The 19,869-nt window shown below is 62.8% G+C and carries 18 protein-coding genes; 7 read left to right on the forward strand and 11 right to left on the reverse strand.

Annotated features, from left to right (window positions below):
- Window positions 1–4: 4 nt before the first annotated feature.
- The 7 genes from PQ627_RS03050 to dinB all read right to left on the reverse strand — a co-directional run bounded on the left by PQ627_RS03050 (window position 5) and on the right by dinB (window position 8,175).
- The gene (locus PQ627_RS03050; RefSeq protein WP_274258281.1) at window positions 5–1,636 is read right to left on the reverse strand and encodes a UDP-N-acetylmuramoyl-L-alanyl-D-glutamate--2,6-diaminopimelate ligase; all 1,632 of its coding nucleotides are present in this window, start codon (window positions 1,634–1,636) and stop codon (window positions 5–7) included.
- A 101-nt stretch (window positions 1,637–1,737) separates the two neighbouring features.
- Complete coding sequence (locus tag PQ627_RS03055; RefSeq protein WP_274258282.1) at window positions 1,738–3,534, reverse strand: peptidoglycan D,D-transpeptidase FtsI family protein; 1,797 nt, start codon at window positions 3,532–3,534, stop codon at window positions 1,738–1,740.
- A gap of 42 nt (window positions 3,535–3,576) precedes the next feature.
- Window positions 3,577–4,239, reverse strand: a complete 663-nt coding sequence (locus tag PQ627_RS03060) for a hypothetical protein (RefSeq protein ID WP_274258283.1) — start codon at window positions 4,237–4,239, stop codon at window positions 3,577–3,579.
- Window positions 4,236–5,264, reverse strand: a complete 1,029-nt coding sequence (gene rsmH, locus PQ627_RS03065) for a 16S rRNA (cytosine(1402)-N(4))-methyltransferase RsmH (RefSeq protein WP_186313660.1) — start codon at window positions 5,262–5,264, stop codon at window positions 4,236–4,238. The genes PQ627_RS03060 and rsmH overlap by 4 nt, the downstream gene beginning before the upstream one ends.
- Window positions 5,265–5,398: 134 nt before the next feature.
- Window positions 5,399–5,830 (reverse strand): division/cell wall cluster transcriptional repressor MraZ, encoded by a 432-nt coding sequence (mraZ, locus tag PQ627_RS03070; protein ID WP_026542500.1) that lies wholly within the window; start codon window positions 5,828–5,830, stop codon window positions 5,399–5,401.
- Between the two features lie 462 nt (window positions 5,831–6,292).
- A complete protein-coding gene (locus PQ627_RS03075; RefSeq protein WP_144662582.1) occupies window positions 6,293–6,661 on the reverse strand; it encodes a DUF3040 domain-containing protein in 369 nt (122 codons plus the stop codon).
- Between the two features lie 251 nt (window positions 6,662–6,912).
- Window positions 6,913–8,175 (reverse strand): DNA polymerase IV, encoded by a 1,263-nt coding sequence (gene dinB / locus PQ627_RS03080; protein WP_144662583.1) that lies wholly within the window; start codon window positions 8,173–8,175, stop codon window positions 6,913–6,915.
- Between the two features lie 72 nt (window positions 8,176–8,247).
- Between dinB and PQ627_RS03085 the strand changes: the two genes are divergently transcribed.
- The gene (locus PQ627_RS03085) at window positions 8,248–8,826 is read left to right on the forward strand and encodes a hypothetical protein (protein ID WP_274258284.1); all 579 of its coding nucleotides are present in this window, start codon (window positions 8,248–8,250) and stop codon (window positions 8,824–8,826) included.
- Window positions 8,823–9,917 (forward strand): polyprenyl synthetase family protein, encoded by a 1,095-nt coding sequence (locus PQ627_RS03090; protein ID WP_274258285.1) that lies wholly within the window; start codon window positions 8,823–8,825, stop codon window positions 9,915–9,917. The genes PQ627_RS03085 and PQ627_RS03090 overlap by 4 nt, the downstream gene beginning before the upstream one ends.
- A gap of 123 nt (window positions 9,918–10,040) precedes the next feature.
- Here PQ627_RS03090 and PQ627_RS03095 read toward each other — a convergent pair whose 3' ends face one another.
- Window positions 10,041–10,394: an Rv2175c family DNA-binding protein gene (locus PQ627_RS03095; protein WP_144662586.1), complete on the reverse strand. Its 354-nt coding sequence runs from the start codon at window positions 10,392–10,394 to the stop codon at window positions 10,041–10,043.
- Between the two features lie 257 nt (window positions 10,395–10,651).
- Between PQ627_RS03095 and PQ627_RS03100 the strand changes: the two genes are divergently transcribed.
- Window positions 10,652–11,989: a lytic transglycosylase domain-containing protein gene (locus tag PQ627_RS03100; protein WP_274258286.1), complete on the forward strand. Its 1,338-nt coding sequence runs from the start codon at window positions 10,652–10,654 to the stop codon at window positions 11,987–11,989.
- A gap of 90 nt (window positions 11,990–12,079) precedes the next feature.
- A complete protein-coding gene (pknB, locus tag PQ627_RS03105; protein ID WP_274258340.1) occupies window positions 12,080–14,119 on the forward strand; it encodes a Stk1 family PASTA domain-containing Ser/Thr kinase in 2,040 nt (679 codons plus the stop codon).
- An 84-nt stretch (window positions 14,120–14,203) separates the two neighbouring features.
- Here the strand turns inward: pknB and PQ627_RS03110 are convergent, their stop codons facing one another.
- Together PQ627_RS03110 and PQ627_RS03115 are read right to left on the reverse strand one after the other, a co-directional pair.
- On the reverse strand, window positions 14,204–15,607 hold the full coding sequence (locus tag PQ627_RS03110) for a class II 3-deoxy-7-phosphoheptulonate synthase (protein ID WP_144662588.1): 1,404 nt from the start codon (window positions 15,605–15,607) through the stop codon (window positions 14,204–14,206).
- A gap of 83 nt (window positions 15,608–15,690) precedes the next feature.
- The gene (locus tag PQ627_RS03115; RefSeq protein WP_274258342.1) at window positions 15,691–16,464 is read right to left on the reverse strand and encodes a lysophospholipid acyltransferase family protein; all 774 of its coding nucleotides are present in this window, start codon (window positions 16,462–16,464) and stop codon (window positions 15,691–15,693) included.
- Window positions 16,465–16,574: 110 nt separating this feature from the next.
- On the opposite strand from PQ627_RS03115, the gene PQ627_RS03120 reads away from it, so the two are divergent.
- Genes PQ627_RS03120 through PQ627_RS03130 form a run of 3 tightly spaced genes read left to right on the forward strand, consistent with a single transcriptional unit; the run spans window position 16,575 to window position 18,659 of the window.
- A complete protein-coding gene (locus PQ627_RS03120; protein ID WP_274258287.1) occupies window positions 16,575–17,360 on the forward strand; it encodes an alpha/beta hydrolase in 786 nt (261 codons plus the stop codon).
- Window positions 17,357–18,160: an alpha/beta hydrolase gene (locus PQ627_RS03125; RefSeq protein WP_274258288.1), complete on the forward strand. Its 804-nt coding sequence runs from the start codon at window positions 17,357–17,359 to the stop codon at window positions 18,158–18,160. Before PQ627_RS03120 ends, PQ627_RS03125 begins: the two co-directional genes overlap by 4 nt.
- Entirely contained in the window at window positions 18,147–18,659 is a 513-nt protein-coding gene (locus tag PQ627_RS03130; protein WP_274258289.1) for a hypothetical protein, read from the forward strand. The genes PQ627_RS03125 and PQ627_RS03130 overlap by 14 nt, the downstream gene beginning before the upstream one ends.
- 30 nt (window positions 18,660–18,689) lie before the next feature.
- Here the strand turns inward: PQ627_RS03130 and PQ627_RS03135 are convergent, their stop codons facing one another.
- Window positions 18,690–19,748 (reverse strand): ROK family protein, encoded by a 1,059-nt coding sequence (locus tag PQ627_RS03135; RefSeq protein ID WP_274258290.1) that lies wholly within the window; start codon window positions 19,746–19,748, stop codon window positions 18,690–18,692.
- Window positions 19,749–19,869: the final 121 nt, after the last annotated feature.

The following is a 19,869-nucleotide window of genomic DNA, read 5'->3' on the forward strand; positions in this document are numbered from 1 at the left end:
CGGTTTAGGACTCTATCCGCTGGTCCGATGAAACGCTGAATCCCCTGGATGTCAAGGCAGCCCTCAGCTCTACCCTGTCGTCCAGGGCAAGGTTCACGCCTTTCACTTCCTGCCAGACCTCATGACCACGTCCTGCAATGAGAATGGTGTCCTTGGCCGTCGCTGCCTCCACGGCACGACGGATGGCAGCATCACGAGGGTAGGACTCGACGATTTCGCAGTCCAGGTTCTCTTCCTCACGTGCCGCGTAGGCGCCCGCCAGGACGTCCGCGCGGATCGCCGCGGCGTCCTCGTCATGGGGGTCGTCATCGCTGATGATGACGACGTCCGCAAGTCGGGCTGCAATGGCTCCCATGGTGGGTCTCTTGCCTTGGTCACGCTGGCCGGTGGCACCAAAGACCACGATCACCCGGGAACCTTCCTCAGGCGAGCGGACGGCCGTCAGGGCCCGGGCCAGGGCATCGGGATTGTGGGCAAAATCAACGACGGAAGCAGGTTCGGTGGAGACCAGTTGCATCCGTCCTGGAACCGCGACGGTGAACGGATCATGGGCGTCGAGGGCTTCCTGGAGATCTGCTTCGTCCACACCCGATGCCAGGACCATGACGGTGGCCAACGCGGCGTTGGCCACGTTGAAGTCCCCCGGCAAGCCGGTGTGTACGCGCAAGCTCCGGCCGTCCCGGTGCTTCAGTTCGAATTCCGATCCAAGACCACGCGCGTTGACGGAAGAGACGTGCCAGTCAGCGTCGTCGCTGGTGGCCGAAAGAGTCGTCACGGGGATATCGGCCTGCCCGGCAAGCCTGCGGCCCCAGTCGTCGTCCACCGTAACGACGGCCCTCCGCGCACGGGCGGCCGTAAAAAGTTCGGCCTTGGTGTTGAAGTACTCCTCCATGCTGCCGTGGAGGTCCAAGTGGTCCTGGGTCAGGTTGGTGAATCCGGCGACTTCGAACATGACGGCATCCACGCGGCGGTAGGAGATCGCATGTGAAGAGACCTCCATTGAAGCGGCATCCAGTCCCCGCTCGCGCATCAAGGCCAACAGCGCATGGACGTCGGTGGACTCCGGTGTGGTCAGGAGGCTGGGAATAGGCTCTCCCCCGGCCACGATCTCGATGGTGCCGATCAGTCCGGGACGCCGGCCCAGGGCGCGCAGCAACGAGTTGATGAAGTAGGTGGTGGTGGTCTTGCCGTTGGTTCCGGTGACCCCGAACAGCGATGGGTAGGACGCGTCCTCCGGCTGGCTGCGGTAGATCAATGCGGCCAAGGGCCCGACGACGGCCCGCGGCTCTTCGACGATGAGGACCGGGACTGGTTGTTCGGCTGCCAGCGCAAGCTGGCGCGCTCCGGCGTCGTCCGTCACGACGGCGACGGCACCGGCGTCGATGGCCTGCGGAACGAAATCGGCACCGTGGCGTGTCGCGCCCGGCAGTGCCAGGTAGAGGTCGCCCGCTTCCACTGCGCGGGAATTCAGGGTGATGCCCGTGACGCCGGTGTCCTGGCTGCCGTCCGGAGCGGTTACACCCAGCGCACTGGCTATGGCGGCCAGGGGCACCGCCGCCACGGAGGCGGGACGGAAGCCTGACCTTCCGGCGTCCGGCGTGGCGGTATTGGAAGCTGGCTCGTTGTGCTCTGACACGTGGTTCTCCGTTGGTGCTCGTGGAACGACCGGCCGGGGGCCAGCGGCGCCCGGGCCGTAGTTGTGGATCGAATGGTGCCCGAAACAGACGCCCAAAAAGCTTACTTGACGAACTGGGGCAGCCGCGCGGGAGTCCCTGTGGAAGGTGCCACGTTGTAGGTCCGCAGGACCTGTGACATCACCGAGCGGAATACCGGTCCGTTGGTGATTCCATAGATATTTCCCTTGGGGCGCTGCAGGACTACTTCCACGATGAACCGGGGGTCGTCCATGGGAGCCATACCCACCATCGATGCCGTGTAGCCATCGAATCCGGGCAATCCGTCCTCCCGGGGTGCCTGCGAGGTACCAGTCTTGGCTCCGACGCGGTAACCGTCGATGGCGGCGTCCTTAATCTGCCCCTCGGTCACCGCGCTTTCAAGGATGTCGCGGACCTGCTGGGCTGTCTCCTTGGAGACCACCTGGCGCGAATCCTTGGCAGGGGCTTTCTGCTCTTGGCCGTCAGGACTGATATACCCGTCAATCAAACGGGGCTGCAGCATCACACCGTTGTTGGCGATGCTTTGGAAGGCCCGGACGGTCTGGAGCGTGGACTGCGAGACTCCTTGTCCGAACAGCACCGTGTACTGCTGGCGTTCATCCCACTGGTCGGGCGTGGCGAGGATACCCGTAGCTTCGCCCGGAAGACCAATGTCCGGTTTCTCCCCAATGCCGAATTTCTTGAGCCAGTCATAGCGCTGCTCTTTGCTCAAGCGGCTTCCGACCATCACCGTGCCGGTATTCATTGACCATCCCAGGATGCCCGCAAGGGTCCGCTCTTCGGTGCCGTGCTCGAAAGCGTCCGTGAACGTCTGGCCGTCAATGGTGTAGGCCGACGGGATGGTGAAGTGGTCCAGCGGGAAGGACTTGCCTTCCTCGATGGCAGCCGCCGCTGTGATCATTTTTTGGACTGAGCCGGGTTCGTAGGCGGCGGTTACCGAACGGACGCCACGGTCCTTGGCGTCGACTTTGCCGGGGTCGTTGGGGTCAGGGGCATTGGTATCGGCCAGCGCGATGAGGTTGCCGGTCTTGGCGTCCATCACGACGATGGAACCCCATTCGGCGTTCATCTTGTTCACCTGGCTCTGGATGGCCTGTTGCGCGAAGTACTGGATGTCCGTGTTGATGGTCAACTTGACGTCACTGCCATCCACGGCGGGCGTCAGCTCGTCCGTGGCCACCGGGATGCGGAGACCGTCTGCGCCGATCTCGAAGACTCGTTTTCCTTCCGTGCCGCGAAGAATCTCGTCCTGGGTTTGCTCAATACCGGCCTGGCCAGTAGTTCCGTCCTTCAGGAAACCAACCACCCCGCCTGCCACGCTGCCGTTCGGATACACACGCTTGCTGACGCCTTCGGCGCTGAGCCCCGGGATGTACAGCTTGGTGATGCGGTCTTCCAGCTCAGGCTTGATGTCCTTGGCCACGACGAAATAGCGCTTATCCCCCGTCAGGGACTCGCGCATTTTGGCGACGTCGGTGCCCAGCAGGGCTGCAAGATCCGCGATGCCCTGGTCCCTGGTGATTTCGTCGAGCTTTTCCGTTTTCTCGTTGTACCGGTGGAATGTGGCGGTATTGGTGTTGACCGTCTGGTCCACCACGATGTTGTACCTGATGACACTGCTTGCCAGGACGGTGCCGTTCGCGTCCAGGATCTGACCCCGCTCGGCCGGGAGGACCTGGGGGGTCAGCCGCTTAGCGAGGGCAGCTTCGGCCATCCCGCCCATGTCCAGGCCCTGGACCATGAACAACTTGCCACCTACCACCAGCAGCAGGCTCAACATGACGCCGAGCCCAACACGCAGCCGCCTACGTGCCACCGGCGTCTTCGTTTTTTTCGATGTGCCGGGGTTCTGAGCCACGTTTCTTCCTTGCTACTGGCCTTGGTTCAGTGGACGGATGGACTATTGCCCGGGTGTCTTCTGCTGGGGGGCCGGGACCGACCCTCCATGAAGATCCACCGGCGGTGTCGCTGCCGGGGATGCCGGTGCAGTCGGCGTGGTTGCCTGCGCTGCCGGCGCTGCGGGTGTAACTGGCTTGAGGTTCTCCAGCGGATCCTTGGTGGTCACCGAGGGAACAACGTCAAGGACGCCTCCCACGGCGGGTGGAGCCAGAACAGCACCAGGGTTCTCGCCCTTGACTGCGGGAGTCGCCTTACCGGTCACTGTCATCGTGTTCAGGTCAATCTGGCCTTTGACGGTGGAAGGTACCATTCCCAATTCTGTAGCCTTGGCTGCCAGATTCTGGGGAGCTTCGTAGTTCTGCTTCTTCTGTGTCAGGTCCTGGTTTTCCTTGTTGAGCGTCGCGGCCTGTGCTTTGAGCTGCACCAACTGGTACTGCGCTGTGGACACGGAGATGTTCAGTACAAGGACCGTCAGGAGCGCCGCGGCCATGGCGACGAAGCACAGAACCACAAAAGGGGTCCTGCGCCGGCCCGGGGCGCTGCGTACCACGGACAGCGGCGTGCGCGTCCTGCGTGCACCATCAGGTTTGCCAGCGGGAGCCGGAAGGGCGCGGGCGGTGTTGCCCACCACGGAGGGCAAAGTCCTCGCTGCGGCGTTGCTCATGCGTCTCTCCTCGGTTTGATGCGTTCGACGGCCCTCAGGCGAGCGGAGGCTGCCCGGGGGTTCTCGGCGATTTCGGCCGCCGTGGGCACTTCCGTCCCTTTGGTGATGGTCTTCAGTTCAGCTTTGTGTTCTTCCAGCTCCACGGGGAACCCGAGCGGGGCCGAGGATTTGGAGCCCTTTTGGAAGACGGATTTCACGATCTTGTCTTCCAGGGAGTGGTAAGACATGACCACGATGCGTCCGCCCAGGGCCGTGGAAGCTACTGCGGCCGGTACTGCTCGCTCCAGGACATCGAGTTCTTCGTTGACCTCAATGCGCAGGGCCTGGAACGTGCGCTTGGCCGGGTGTCCGCCGCTCTTTGCCGCAGCCGCCGGGACTACGCTTCGGATCTGTTCCACCAGCTCACCGGTAGTCGCAAACGGTTTCTCAACCCTGGCGTTGACGATCCTGTTGGCGATCCGTCCTGCGAACTTTTCCTCACCCCATTTGCGGATGATGCGGACCAGGTCTTCCTCGCTGTACGTGTTCACGACGTCGGCGGCAGTCTGCCCACGGCTCGTGTCCATACGCATGTCCAAAGGAGCGTCGTAGGAATAGGCGAAACCACGCTCGCGTTCATCCAGCTGCAAGGAAGAAACCCCGAGGTCCATCAGGATTCCATGGACCTCCGGGATGCCGAGGTCAGCCAGCACGTCCTCGATTTCGTCATACACGGCGTGAACCAGGTCCGTGCGCTGCGAAAAGGGTTCCAAGCGGGCGCCGGCCAGCGACAATGCTTCCTCATCCCGGTCGATGCCGACCAGGTGGAGATCTGGGAAGCGCTGCAGCATCGCTTCGGAGTGCCCTCCCATGCCGAGGGTCGCATCAATGGCAACGGGAGTCTCTCCACGACTCCTTGCGGCTTCAAAACCGGGAGCGAGCAGGTTGATGCAGCGGTCTTTCAGGACGGGCACGTGACGCTCAGATGTGGGCTTTGCCGCGTCCTGCTCTTCCACGCTGCCTCCTCTTTCCTCAGTTACGTGCATGGTGATTCTTGAATCGGATCCCCATCCGCGCCTATCGTCCGGCCGGCCTGGCTCAGGGGAAGTTGAGCCAGGAAGACTGTTCGATGGGCGGCTGGAGATCCCATTCAAGAAGCGATGGTGCTTCCTCTGACCGGTCAGATAAACCCGGGCAGATTGTCGTCATCCGTTTCCGAGAAGGCTGCTTCCTTCTCGTTGAGGTACTCATTCCAAGCTTCGGCATCCCAGATCTCGGCCCGGGTTCCGGCACCAATTACCGCCAGTTCCCGCCCCAAGCCTGCGTATGCACGGAGCGCCGGCGGAATCGTCACACGCCCCTGCTTGTCAGGTACTTCATCAGAGGCTCCTGACAGAAAGACCCGGATGTAGTCACGTGCCTGCTTGGAGGACAACGGCGCCTCCCGCATCGACTCGTGAATACGTTCGAATTCCTTCTGGCTGAAGACGTAGATGCAGCGCTCCTGGCCCCTTGTGAGAACCAAGCCCTCTGCCAGCTCCTCGCGGAACTTGGCGGGAAGTATGATCCGGCCCTTTTCGTCCAGACGAGGCGAGTGAGTGCCCAGAAACACTGGCCCCACCGCCCCTCAGTCAAGGTGCCCGCACATACCCAACACTGCCACTACCCTCTTATGCGCTCCACTTTACTCCACAACGCACCACAGTCAACGCAAACATGGGCGTTTCTCCACCACATTGACATTCAGCAAGGGCGGATTGACGCGGATGTGCCCGGGTGGAGCGATGTGGAGGCCCCTACGGTCGGGGGCGCCGCCGCCGTCGAATCCTGCCCGGAAAAGGGCGCCGGGAACAGCCGGGAACCGAAATCGTGCGGTTATCGGGAGGAAAGTGGAGACAGTGGTGGGAAGTGGAGGGATGGAAGCCCTGCCCTTAACAGCAAAAGGACCCGCGGAAACGGGCCCTTTGATTAAGGAGGTCAGTATTTAGGTGTTTAGGAGCCATTCAGGGCACGCCCGATGACGGCTGACAACTCATGCGGCGTCCACTCCCCTGGTCAGGAGCGCTTTGCTCCGTCAGTGGTCGTCGCGGCGCCGTTCATCCCAGCGCTCTTCGAGGCTGCTCATGAATGTGCTCTTGGGCTTGGACTTCGCAGGTTTTCCCTTGCCGGCTTTTCCGAAAGCCGATCCTCGCAACGTTGCGAAGTACACGCCAGCACCCATGACAATGAAGCCGAGGACACCCACTGGAATCGCCTGCAGCGAAACGCCAACGAGCAGGAGAAGAATGCCGGCAATCGCACCGAGGACGCCAATGATGACGTGCCGGGTTGACCAGCTGCGGATGGGATCCGAACCCATGGTGTTGGCAAACTTCGGATCGTCCTCGTGAAGTTGCTTTTCGAGTTGCTCAAGCAGCTTCTGTTCGTGCTCCGAGAGGGGCATCGCGACCTCCTTTAGTCAGCCAGCGTCTGGACACAACGCCTTCTGTGCGTCTGCTTACCCCAACGATCGGACCAAGAATTTCGTTCCCAAAATACCCTCTTGGTTCAGCGGGCATCCCAGGGCCGACTGTTCAGGAAACAGTTTGTCCAGACGATCTAAATCTCTGTAATAAATAGGATAGTTTGTCGCGGGCTGTTCTGAAAGACGCCCGGGACCATGCGGGACCAAGGTCACAGTGAGCGTCGCAGGGGTCAACGATCAGAGGCAGGCTTGCCCGGTTCCAGGAGCCGGGCAGGAAGCAGAGTCTTGGATCCAAACCGCTGTGAAACCCGGTCCAAGGCCTGCTCGGCCGCACGCCAGTTGTCATCCCGGCGGTCCAGGCTCAATTGCATCGACGTCTGGCCGGCCGGTTCCAGTTGCTCGGCCCTGACACCCACCAGGCGGACGCTCATGGCACGGGTGCCAAGTGACTCCAGGAGTTGCACCGCCACCTGGTAGATCAGCTGGGCACTGTCGACGGGAGTGTGCAACGTCCGGCTGCGCGAGACGGTGGAGAAATCGGCGTAGCGCAGTTTCAAGGCAACAGTCCGGGCAAGCATGCCGGAGCTCCGAAGCCGGCTGGCAGTGCGGTGGGACAACCGCAACAGCTCCCTGTGCAGCAAGGCATCATCGGCTGTGTCAACGGAAAAGGTCTCTTCCGCGCCAATGCTCTTCTCAAGCCGGGTGGGTGTTACAGGCCGGGGGTCGATACCCATCGAAAGCCGGTGCACGTGTTCGCCACTTGCACCAAGGACCTTCTTTAGTGAGGACAAAGGAGTGGCAGCGACGTCGGCAACCGTTCGGATCCCCATGCGCGCCAGGACCTCACCGGTCTTGCCGCCTACGCCCCACAGCGCACTGACGGGAAGGCTGTGAAGGTACGCAAGGGTATCGTCGGCGTCAATCTGCAGGATGCCATCGGGTTTGCACCGGGTGGAGGCGATCTTGGCCACGAATTTACTGCCGGCAATCCCGACCGAAGCGGTGATCCCCAACTCCGAGTGGACCCGTCGCCTGATCAGCTGGCCGATGTCCAACGGCGAACCCAACCGACGGATAGCCCCACCGACATCCAGGAACGCTTCATCCACGCTGAGGGGCTCCACCAGGTCCGTGATGGAGGCGAAGATCTCCATGAGCTGCCCCGAGACCTCGTAGTACACACTGTGCCGGGGATTGATGACTACGGCAGCGGGGCACCGCCGCATCGCAATGGACATCGGCATGGCGGATTTTACCCCTGTGGCACGCGCTTCGTAGGAAGCGGACAGAACCACGGAACGCTCGGCGGGGAATCCCACAATCACCGGCTTGCCGCGCAACTCAGGCCTGCTCCGGAGTTCCACGGAAACAAAGAAGGCGTCCATGTCCACATGCAGGATGCTGGTTCGCCGCATTTCCCGCAGGGCATCTCCAGCACTGCGGGCTGGACTCTGGCCGGCGCTTGACTCGCTGCCGGGTGCTTCCTGCCTCACAACGGCAATACTATGCCCGGGCACTGACTAAACTGGAGGCAATGTCAGGCTCAGCCCCAGGAAGGATACCCTGTGAAGCTCTTTGGAACTCCTCAGTCGCGAGGGTTTGCCCTGCTCGCAGTCAGTGTCGCAGTGGCGGCCTCCGCATGCACGCCATCACCCGGCAGTTCGGCCGCACCATCGCCCACCGGCACTTCCTCGTCCACCTCTGCGCCGTCACCGTCCGCCACTGCCTCCCAGGCCAGCAGCACCCCTTCTCCTGAGACCACCGGTTTCACGGAGTCCAGCACTCCCGACCCGAATGCCACGGCCACGGTCAACGCACTGGTTCCCGGATTCCCCGAGCAGCTGATTCCCGTCATGCCCAAGACGTCGGTACGATCCAGCAGCTTCGACAAGAATGCTTCACTCGCGACAGTGGCGCTTGTCGGAACAATCAAAGCGCCTCCGCAGGGTGTGGTGGACTACTACAAGACCTCCCTGGAAGCCCAGGGCTTCAAGCTGGTCCCCGGGCCCGAGGCCGTGGGAAATGTCACGTCGTTGGACTTCATCCGCGGTGACGGGGAGACAGTGAACGTTTCCATCACGCAGAAGGAAGGCGTCTCAACCTTCACCATCGGCGCCAACGTGGCGGCCGGGTCCATCAAGTGACGCCTGATTCTTTCGTGGCCTCCGAACAGGCCCGTTTCATCGAGGGCGTCTCCGCCAGGCTAAACGGCTTCCTTGCGGAGCAGCGGGACGTCATGGCCACGGTTTCACCGGATGTCGCCCCCCTCATCGGCTCCATATCCACCCTGGTCACAGGGGGCAAACGGCTAAGGGCCCTGATGTGTTACTGGGGCTGGCGCGGCGCCGGTGGGCTCGCAGACGACGCCGACATCGTCACCGCTGGCTGCGCCCTGGAACTCTTCCAGGCAGCAGCCCTGATCCACGACGACATCATCGACCGCTCCGATACCCGCCGGGGCGGCCCCAGCGTGCATAAGCGCTTTAGCCACCTCCATGAAAGCAATGGATGGGCCCTGGACAGCGAGCACTTTGGCGACGCCGCAGCCATCTTGACCGGTGACCTCTGCCTCTCGTTCAGCGAAGAAGCGTTCACTGACATCGGATCCCGCGCAGCCTCGGGCAGCCCGGCCCGACGGATCTTCAACGTGATGCGGGCTGAGGTCATGGCCGGTCAATACCTTGACATCCTCGAGGAGGTGGCTGGCCCGGTCCGTGACCACGCCGGCTCCGTGGACAGGGCCAGGTCCATCATTCGCTACAAGTCTGCCAAGTACTCCACAGAGCATCCGCTCGCTTTGGGCGGCGCTCTGGCCGGCGCTCCCAGCGATCTGCTCAAGGCCTACTCGAGCTTTTCGCTGCCCCTCGGTGAGGCCTTCCAGATGCGGGACGACGTCCTGGGAGTCTTCGGCGACCCCGCAACAACCGGCAAGCCTGCCGGCGACGACCTGCGGGAAGGCAAACGCACAGTGCTCGTGGGTTTTGCCCTGAACCAGGCCACGGCATCGGAGGCCGCCCTTCTGGACCGCATGCTGGGAAACCCTGATCTCGGAGCGGAGGACGTCGAGCGGATCCGTCACCTGATGGTCGAGTGCGGCGCCTTGGACGCCACCGAAGCCCTGATTGCGCAGTTGAGCACGGATGCCTTTGAAGCCCTGGAACGGCTGCCTTTGGATGAGGTTCCACTTTTGGCACTGGGACAGCTAGCTGAAGCGGCGGTCAGCCGCGCTGCCTGAGACGGAAGCCGGCTTCTGTCGGGCGGTCCGGGCGAGGCAATGACAAGACGACGACGGCGGTTGGGGACCGCCGTCGTCGTCGTCGTTTTATGTCTTTGTTTTTCCTGAACCACGCAGACGCAATTACCAGGCCAGAGACTGGGCGCGGCGCCTGATCTCTGTTTTGCGGCCTTCACGCAGGGCGTCGATGGGGCGTCCGCGCAGGGATTCATCGGGAGTAAACAGCCAGATGATCAATTCTTCGTCGTTATAGCCGGCGTCGCTGAGCACCGCGATGGTGCCCTTAAGACTGTCGACAACGTGCCCGTCTTGTATAAACAGGGCGGGGATGGAGCGGATATTCCGTTCCCCCTGCCTGATGGCGACAATCGCGCGCTCATCCAACAGTCCGTGGACTTTGGTGATGGAAACGTCCAGCAGCTCGGCAACATCCGGAAGCGGCAACCACTCGGAAACAAGGCTTTCTACATTACTCACGGATCAAGGTTGCCACGCCGCCCCGCCCCGCGCCTAGCCGGGGATCCAAAGGCACGATCCGGACGCGCCCGAATCCCCCAATTCCGGCATCAATAAATGGTTTCGGCAATCTTCCTTGACTGGATTTGTTGTGTCGGGTCAATAAGTGTGAGAGATTCACACTGATCACACTTGCACCATTGATAACATCAGTAACATTGGCAACACTGACAACAGCGTTAACAATCAACCCCGCTGTTTGAGATGAGGACTCTTTCATGACGACGACCCGCTCGCCGAAACGAACCATGAGCATGCCCGTTATCGCGGCAACCACGGCTGCGCTTCCCGCCGTGGTTTTGTCGTCGCTCGCGCTGGCTCAACCGTCCGTCGCAGCGCCCGCACCCCAACCCCGCAAGCTTCCCGCCACCTTGGTGGCTGCCATGGAGGCGCAGGCTGCCGCAGCGGGTACCGTGATCCCCGCCCAGGCGGTTCCCGCTACCCTCCCAGCGGCACTCCGCCCCCTGGCACCTGCGGTGCCGGCCAGCTACACCGTGGTCCGCGGCGACACCATCAGTGCGATCGCCCGACGGTTCAACCTGGATACTTCCGCAGTACTCCAGCTGAACAACCTGACCCCCACGACGCTCATCTATCCCGGGCAGAGCATCAAGCTCAGCGGCACGGCACCGGCGGCCCCCGCGCCCAGCGCCCCGGCGGCATCCGGCTCCACCAGCACCGCCACCGTGTACACCGTGGTCTCCGGAGATACGCTCGGTGGCATCGCGGCCAAGCACGGGGTTCCCTTGTCGAGCATTTTCAGCTGGAACAACCTCAACGGAAGCTCCATCATCTACCCCGGCCAAAAGATCAAGGTCAGCGGCGGATCAGCGCCGTCAGCACCTGCAACTCCTGCCCCGGCGCCAGCACCCGCACCTGCTCCTCTGGCGAGCACGGGCTCCTATACCATCAAGGCCGGCGACACCCTCAGCTCCATCGCCTCGCGGTTGGGTGTCTCGCTGTCCGCACTCATGTCGGCCAATAACGTGACCGCAAGCACGGTCATCTACCCGGGCCAGAAATTGAGCATCCCGGGTAACAGCCTGCAGCCCGCAGGCGACACAAAACCCCTGGTTCCCAGCACTTTCCTTGGCTTCACCTATCCCCCGGCCGTTGTCAGCTCTGCCAACGAGAACAAGGCACTGCTCAACGCTTCCCCCGTACCGAGCCGCGCTGAAATGAAGACCATCGTGGCAGATACTGCACGGCGGATGGGGGTCAGCCCGTCACTGGCACTGGCCTTTGCCGAACAGGAATCCGGATTCGACCAGCGGGCCGTTTCCCCGGCCAACGCCATCGGCACCATGCAGGTCATTCCGTCATCGGGCCAGTGGGCCTCCGATCTGGTCGGGCGAAAGCTGAACCTGTTGGATCCCTACGACAACGCCACGGCAGGCGTCGCGATCATCCGGGCACTGGTGGCCACGAGCAAGGATCTGGATACTGCCATTGCCGGCTACTACCAAGGCCAGTACTCGGTGAGCAAGTACGGCATGTACGAGGACACCAAGCGTTATGTCGAGTCCATCAAGGCACGTCAGCGCACGTTCGGCTAGGCCTGTCCCGTACCTCGGAAGGGGCCCGCATCCATAGGGGATTCGGGCCCCTTCCGCAGTCTCGATTAGGATCGTAGGGTGCAAGAACCAATGCAGGACCACCTCATCGGGACCACCGTGGACGGGCGCTACGTGGTCCGATCCCGCCTGGCAAAGGGCGGGATGTCCACCGTCTACCTGGCAACGGACAGGCGCCTGGAACGCGATGTGGCACTGAAGGTCCTGCACCCGCATCTTGCCAACGATCAAACGTTCCTGGAACGGCTCAGCCGCGAAGCAAAAGCCGCAGCGAGCCTCTCCCACCCTCATATTGTTGGCGTCCTCGACCAGGGCGAGGACGCCCACATTGCCTACCTCGTCATGGAGTACGTGAAGGGACACACCCTCCGTGATGTCCTGAACAAACAAGGAGCCCTGCCTCCACGCCTGGCTCTGGCTCTCATTGATCCGGTGATCGAGGGCCTGGCCGCCGCCCACAACTCCGGGCTGATTCACCGCGACATCAAACCTGAGAACGTGCTTATCGCGCACGACGGCCGGATCAAGGTGGGCGACTTTGGCCTGGCCAGGGCAATCTCGGCAAACACCAGCACCGGCGCCCTGATAGGCACCGTGGCCTACTTGGCTCCCGAGCTCGTCCTTGGTCAGCCGGCCGATGCCCGCAGCGACATCTATTCGGCCGGAATCATGCTCTACGAAATGCTGACGGGCAAACAACCGTACAGCGGCGATTCCCCGATCCAGGTGGCGTACCAGCATGTGAACTCAGCTGTTGGCCGTCCCTCGGAAGCCGTCCCAGGCCTTGCTGAAGACCTGAACGAACTCGTTCAGTGGTGCACCGCCGCCGATGCCGAAAAGCGGCCAGTTGATGGTTCAGCCTTGCTGACGGAACTGCGCCACATCCGCACGACGCTCAGCGACGAGCAACTTGACCACCGCCAGCAGCCGGCCGCCACGAGCCTTTCCCACGCATCCACGGCCGCCACCGTTGCCCCAAATCCTTTCAGCAATGCCACCGAGGCGATAGCGACCACCGCTTCCCCCACGGAGTTCATTTCCCACCAGAGCAACCCGACCACCATCATGGCCGCCGGTGCTCCCTCCTTCCAGGCGCCTGCCGGCGCCGCAGGAGTGGACACGCGGCCACCGGGCAAAAGGGACCTGAAGCGGATCGAACGGCAGCAGGCCAAGGACCGTGCACGGGCGGCGGCAACTCCCGTGCGGCCGCTCAGGGAAGGCAACCCCCGTCGTCGTGGTCTCATCTGGACCGTGGTGATCGTTATTCTTGCGCTGTTGGCGGCCAGTGCGGGCTGGTTCTTCGGCATGGGACCGGGCGGGCCGGGAACCGTCCCGGATGTCAAGAACAAGACGGTCGCCGAAGCCCAGCAGCTGCTCCGGACCGCGGGCTTCCAGTCTGAACCCCAAGACGTTTTCGACGACGACGTCCTCGCCGGGCTCGCCGTGGGCACCAGACCGGAGTCGGGCGCCGAAGTCCGGAAGTTTCAGCCCATCACGCTTTTCGTGTCCAAGGGAGCCCAGCTGTTCCCCCTCCCGGACCTCACCGGCGGCACCCTCGATCAGGCCAAAACTGCACTGAATGGAGCACAAATGGCCCTCGGCAATGTCACCCAGGCGTTCGATGAGAAGGTTCCGGCGGGGGTCGTCATCGCCCAGGACCCCGCCAAAGGCAAGGAAGTCCGCCACGGAACACCCGTTGCCTTGGTGGTTTCCAAGGGGCCCCAGCCCATACCGGTCCCTGATGTGCGTGGGCTGGCGCAGGACGCGGCCGTCAAGGCCATCCAGGATGCCGGGCTGAAGGCTGTCATCGCTCCCGAGACTGTCAACGACAAGAGCGTCCCGAAGGGATCGGTGGTCTCTCAGGCCCCGGCCAACGGCACGCTCATCAAGGGTGAGACGGTGACGTTGACGGTCTCGAAGGGACCAAAGATGGTCAAGGTCCCAAGCTTCATAGGCAAGCAGGCAACGGAAGCCAAGAGAGAGCTTGAGAAGCTGGGGTTCAAGGTAGAGGTCAACAACATTCTTGGAGGGTTCTTCGGCAGCGTCCGGGACCAAAACCCCGCCAACACCGAAGCTCCGGAAGGCTCGGTAGTTACGCTCACCGTGGTGTAGGTCACGAAACACGCAGCAACCATAAGGGCGCGGCCCGGGGAAACCCGGACCGCGCCCTTCATGCTGTGTGTTCGGGCCGAGCACCTACCGCTTGGAAAGGGCTCCGGCTACCAGGAAGGCCATCTCCAGCGACTGCATGTGGTTCAGGCGCGGATCGCACACGGACTCGTAGCGGTCCAGGAATGCGTCCTGGTCGATCGGGTCGGCACCGCCGAGGCATTCCGCGACGTCGTCGCCTGTCATCTCCACGTGCAGGCCGCCCGGGACTGTACCCAGCGAGTGGTGTACTTCGAAGAAGCCACGGACTTCATCAATGACGTCATCGAAGTTACGGGTCTTGTAGCCGTTCGGCGAGGTCACCGTGTTCCCGTGCATGGGGTCCGTCACCCAGAGGACCTGGGCGCCGGAGGCCGTGACGCGCTCGACGACGGCGGGCAGCTTCTCGCGGATGTTCTTCGCGCCCATACGGGTAATGAAGGTCAGGCGGCCGGGTTCGCGGTTCGGATCCAGCTTGTCGATGAGGCGCAAGGCGTCGTCGCCGCTGGTAGTCGGGCCCAGCTTGACGCCGATGGGGTTGCGCACACGGGAGAGGAAGTCGACGTGGGCGTGATCCAACTCGCGCGTCCGCTCGCCGATCCACAGGAAGTGGGCCGAAGTGTCGTAGGGCAAGCCGGTGCGGGAGTCGATACGTGTCAAGGCGCGCTCGTAATCCAGCAGCAACGCTTCGTGGCTGGCAAAGAATTCGACGCGCTTGAGCGCCTCGAAGTCGGCGCCGCAAGAGTCCATGAACTTGATGGCGCGGTCGATGTCCCGGGCCAGGGACTCGTAACGTGCGTGGGCCGGGTTCTCGGTGAAGCCCTTGTTCCACTGGTGGACCAGGCGGAGATCGGCGAAACCACCCTGCGTGAAGGCGCGGATCAGGTTCAAGGTGGAGGCAGAGGTGTGGTACGCCTGCAACATCCGGCCGGCGTCGTGGGCGCGGGATTCAGGGGTGAAGTCGTATCCGTTGACGATGTCGCCGCGGTACGCCGGCAGGGTCACGCCGTCGCGGGTCTCATCATTGGACGAACGCGGCTTGGCGAACTGTCCGGCCATGCGGCCCATCTTGATCACAGGCATGGCGGCGCCGTACGTCAGCACGACTGCCATCTGCAGGATGGTCTTGACGCGGGCACTGATCTTGTCGGCCGTGGCGGCCTCGAAGGTTTCCGCGCAGTCACCACCTTGGAGCAGGAATGCCTTGCCCTGGGCCGCAGCAGCCAGGCGCTCCCTGAGGACATCAACCTCTCCGGCAAAAACCAGCGGCGGAACGATCGAAAGTTCCTTGACCGAGGCCTTGAAAACCTCGGCATCCGACCACGTCGGCTGCTGCGAAATCGGCAGGTCACGCCATGCGTCGAGCCCGGGATAGTTCGCAGCTCCGCTTTGGGCGGTGCTGGCGAGTGGATCTGCGGTGGGAAGTGCGGTGTTTGCGGTAAGCTCAGTCACCCTTCAAGAGTAGTGGCCCGGGGCAGGGTTGAGGCACTGGCGGCGTAACTGATGCTGCCGTTTGCGTCACAGTATCCGTGCACTTACTGGCCGTCGGCGCGGGGCTCGTCCCTGTCCTCCGCGATGTCGTTCGCAGCGTCTTCTTTCCCCTCAAGCTTGTGGAGGGGCTCCGGACCCTTGCCGGCCAACCTGGCCTTGACCACGGCGGCATATTCGTCAACGTATTCCTGGCCGGAGAGACGCATCAGTTCATACATGATTTCGTCCGTAACCGCCCTCTGGACGGCACGGTCCTCTTCCATTCCGTAATAGCGGCTGAAGTCCAGCGGCTGTCCGAAGATGATGCCGATCCGGCGGATGTTAGGGAGCCTTTTGCCGATGGGTTGGACTTTTTCGGTTCCGATCATGGCAACGGGGACCACTGGGACGCGGGTCTGCAGTGCCAGCCTGGCAACGCCCACTTTGCCACGGTAGAGCTTGGCATCCGGGCTCCGCGTGCCCTCGGGGTAGATTCCCAGGAGACCACCGGAGGTGAGCACGTCCTTGCCCGCCTGCAGCGACATCTCTGAGGCCGCCCCTCCGGAACGGTCCATGGGGAGCTGATTGCTCAGCCTGAAGAACAGCGCTGTGAGCCGGCCTTTCAGCCCTTTGCCGGTGAAGTATTCCGACTTGGCCAGGAAAATCACCGGACGACGGACCATCAAGGGAAGAAAAATGGAGTCCGAGAAGGACAGATGATTCGATGCCAGGATTGCCGCCCCATTCTCGGGAACATTGTCCAGGCCTTTGACCCAGGGACGGAACAGGAGCTTGAGGATTGGACCCAGAAAGATCCTCTTCATGACCCAATAGAACACGCTTGTCCTCTCACGGCCGTTGGCTGGCATGCTTCCGGCACCACCGGCCGGCACTCAACTGCAACCCTACTCCAGTGAGAAATATCCGGAACAGTGACACGATGGAACGCATGACGGAACGCAAACCTCCAGCAGCGACCGCTTTCCACTACGCCGGACACGGACCGAACGCCTCAACAGGGGTGGCGATCTGTCACGGCTTCACGGGCAGCCCTTTGAGCATGCTTCCGTGGGCTGAGTATCTGGCCGCGCAGGGTTTTGCTGTGACACTTCCCCTCTTGCCAGGTCACGGCACCAGCTGGCAGGATCTGGCCACAACCCGGTGGCAGGACTGGTACAACGCGTTCGAAGACAGCTACCTGGAACTCGCGGGCACCACGGAAACCTGCTTCGTTGCCGGACTGTCGATGGGCGGAGCCGTGGTCCTCCGGCTGGCGTCCCTTCACGACGTACCCGGTGTGGTGCTGGTCAATCCGGGCCTGAGTTTCTACGACCGGCGCGTGAAGTACGTCGGTGCTTTGAAATACGTCATGCGGACCACCGAGCCCATCGTTGAAGACTCCGCAGCACCGGTGCTGACCGAAGACGGCGACTACTCCAAGACACCCCTCAAAGCCGTGCATGAGCTCAAGAAACTGTTCCGCTCGGCCACCCGGGGACTGCCGCATGTGAAGGCACCGACCCTGGTTTTCAAGTCGACGGTGGATGGCGTAATTCCCCCCAGCTCGGTCGATACCATTCGCAAGCACATTGACTCGACGCGCCTGAAAGTTGTGACGCTTCCGCACAGCGGGCATGTGGCCACCCTGGATGTTGACGCGCCGACCATTTTCGAAGAATCCGCGGCATTTTTCCGCCAACATGCCCATCACAGAGTAGCCTCGGAGTCATCATGAAAATGCTCCCGGATTTCTCACCGTTCCTTAGCAACTGGAGCGGAACTGGTCCCCGCGTTGGTGTGGTCATGTCGCATGGCTTCACCGGAAGCCCCCACAGCGTGAGGCCCTGGGCTGAGCACCTGGCCGCTGCCGGTTACGCCGTGAGGCTTCCGCTGCTGCCCGGGCACGGCACTACTTGGCAGGATATGGCCAAGCGCTCGTGGCAGGAATGGCACCGCGCGGTCGATGACGCCTACCTTGAATTGGCGGCCGAATGCGAGTACGTCTTCGCTGCGGGACTGTCCATGGGCGGCACCTTGGCCTTGCGGATAGCAGCCACGCGGCCGGTTGCGGGAACAATAGTGGTCAATCCCGGACTTGTGCTGGACGATCCACGGGCCGTCATTGTTGCCGCGCTCAAGTACGTGGTGAAGACGACTCCGGCCATCGCAAACGACATCCTCAAACCGGACCAGGACGAAGGCGCCTATGCTCGAACTCCCGTCGCCGCGGCCCACGAGCTCAAGAAGATGTACAAGAACACCGCCATGATCCTGCCGCGCATCACGGCACCAGTGCGGGTCTACAAGTCGACAGTAGACAACGTCATTTCCAACGCCAGCCTGGAATTCCTGCGCTCCCGCGTGCAGGCCCCGGTGGAGATCAACTACCTCCACAACAGCCATCACGTCGCTACGCTGGACAATGACGCGCCTGAAATCTTCTCCGGTACTGTCGACTTCATCCACCAGACCGTAGCGGCATTGGCCGGGCACGGGTCCTCCCCCGATAAGGATGCAGCCCATGAACAGGCCTGATCCCAACTCAGCCGACCAGAGCGCCAACAAGGACGACGACGCCGTGTGGCAGGATCTGGTAGCCCGGCTGGAAGCGACGCAATCCGCTCCCGACAAACCGGAACCGGAATCCGGCCAGCCGAATGCCGGGGTCAGGAAGAGCTTCAGCGACTTCGACCCACTGGGCCTGTCGGCGCCTGCTGCCGCGCCTTCGCCCGATGCCGCCGGTGACGAACAGGGCCGCGCGCTGGGCCCGCGTGACTTTGAGGTGGACGAAGACGAAGAACCGTTCGTCCCCGAGGAGCCGCCGAGCCTTGCCGGTACCGAACCCTTGACGATGTTGGCATGGGTTGGTGCTGTGGGTGGTCCCATAGCCCTGCTCTTCACCGCCATGTTCTGGCGTTCAGCTCCGCTGGCAGCCATCCTCGGGATCGTTGCCGCCTTTGTGGCGTCGGTAGTCTTCCTCATCATGAGGCTTCCGCAGGAGAAGAATGAGGACGACGACGGCGCCCGCATCTAAGCGCCGGCGTCCAGGACGCCTTGGCTGGCCTTAGCTGTGCGTCCTCCCGCTGACACGCGACAGGTCCGCGGCACCAATCATGCCGGCCCGAGGGCCCAAGGCAGCCAGTTCAATCCTTGCCATGGGCCGGAATCCTCGCCCTGTGAGGTTTTTGGCAAAGGAGTCGCGGGCAGGTCCTGCCAACAGTTCTCCTGCATCGCATAGCCCGCCGCCGATCACGAACATGCCCGGGTCCAGGGCAGCGGCGAGGTTGGCAAGGCCCAGGCCCAGCCATTCACCTTGGTCCGCCAGCAGCTCCCGGGACGTGACATCGCCGGCAAGGGCGAGCGCTGTGACAGCAGCCCCCGTAATGCTCTCCGCGGCCCCTCCGGCACGTTCGAGCAAAGCCCGGCCCTCGGGTGAATTGGTCCTGACGAGCTGCCGGGCTTCGCGGCCCAGCGCATTTCCGGAAGCGTACTGTTCCCAGCATCCACGGTTGCCGCATTCACAGCGGTGACCGCCAGGGAAGATGATCTGGTGACCGAATTCGCCGGCCACACCGTAGCGGCCCCGCTCCACCCGGCCATCCATCACCATGGCGCCACCAATGCCGGTACCCAAGGTGATGCACACGAGGCGGCTCTCGCCGTGTCCTGCACCGAAGCGCCACTCCGCCCATGCTGCGGCATCGGCGTCGTTCGTCAGAAGGACCGGACGCCTGAGCAGTTTCTGCAGGCTGGCCCTCAGGGGCTCATTGCGCCAGGCGAGGTGCGGGCTGAACAGCACCGTACCGCCGTCGAGGTCCATCCAACCGGCGGCGCCAATGCCCACCGAAGCGACGCGGTGACCGGCGCTCAGTTCGTCCACAAGCTCCACGATGGTCTGTTCCACGGCCCGCGGATCGGCCCCGGGAGTGGACCTCCGGGCTTCGGCAAGGACCCTGCCCTCGGCATCGACCACGCCGGCCGCCACTTTGGTGCCCCCGATGTCGATCCCTATGGCCAGTCCCCTGCGGCCGAGGTGGCTTCGCCGGGCAGCCCATGGAACGTCCTTCCATGCGGCGGCCGGGGGCCTGGAGTTTACGCGGGTGCTGGAGGGGAATGCGGGCATCCCCTCATCCTATTCCGCCAGCCGCTGCGCCCCGGCATCGAGGGCGCCGGAAGTCCCCGAGTTGCTTGAAATGATGCTGAATCCGTAAAGTTACTCGCGAGTAGGTGAAATAGAACACACC

The sequence above is a fragment of the Paenarthrobacter sp. AB444 genome, assembly GCF_028736865.1.
Lineage (GTDB): Bacteria > Actinomycetota > Actinomycetes > Actinomycetales > Micrococcaceae > Arthrobacter > Arthrobacter nicotinovorans_B.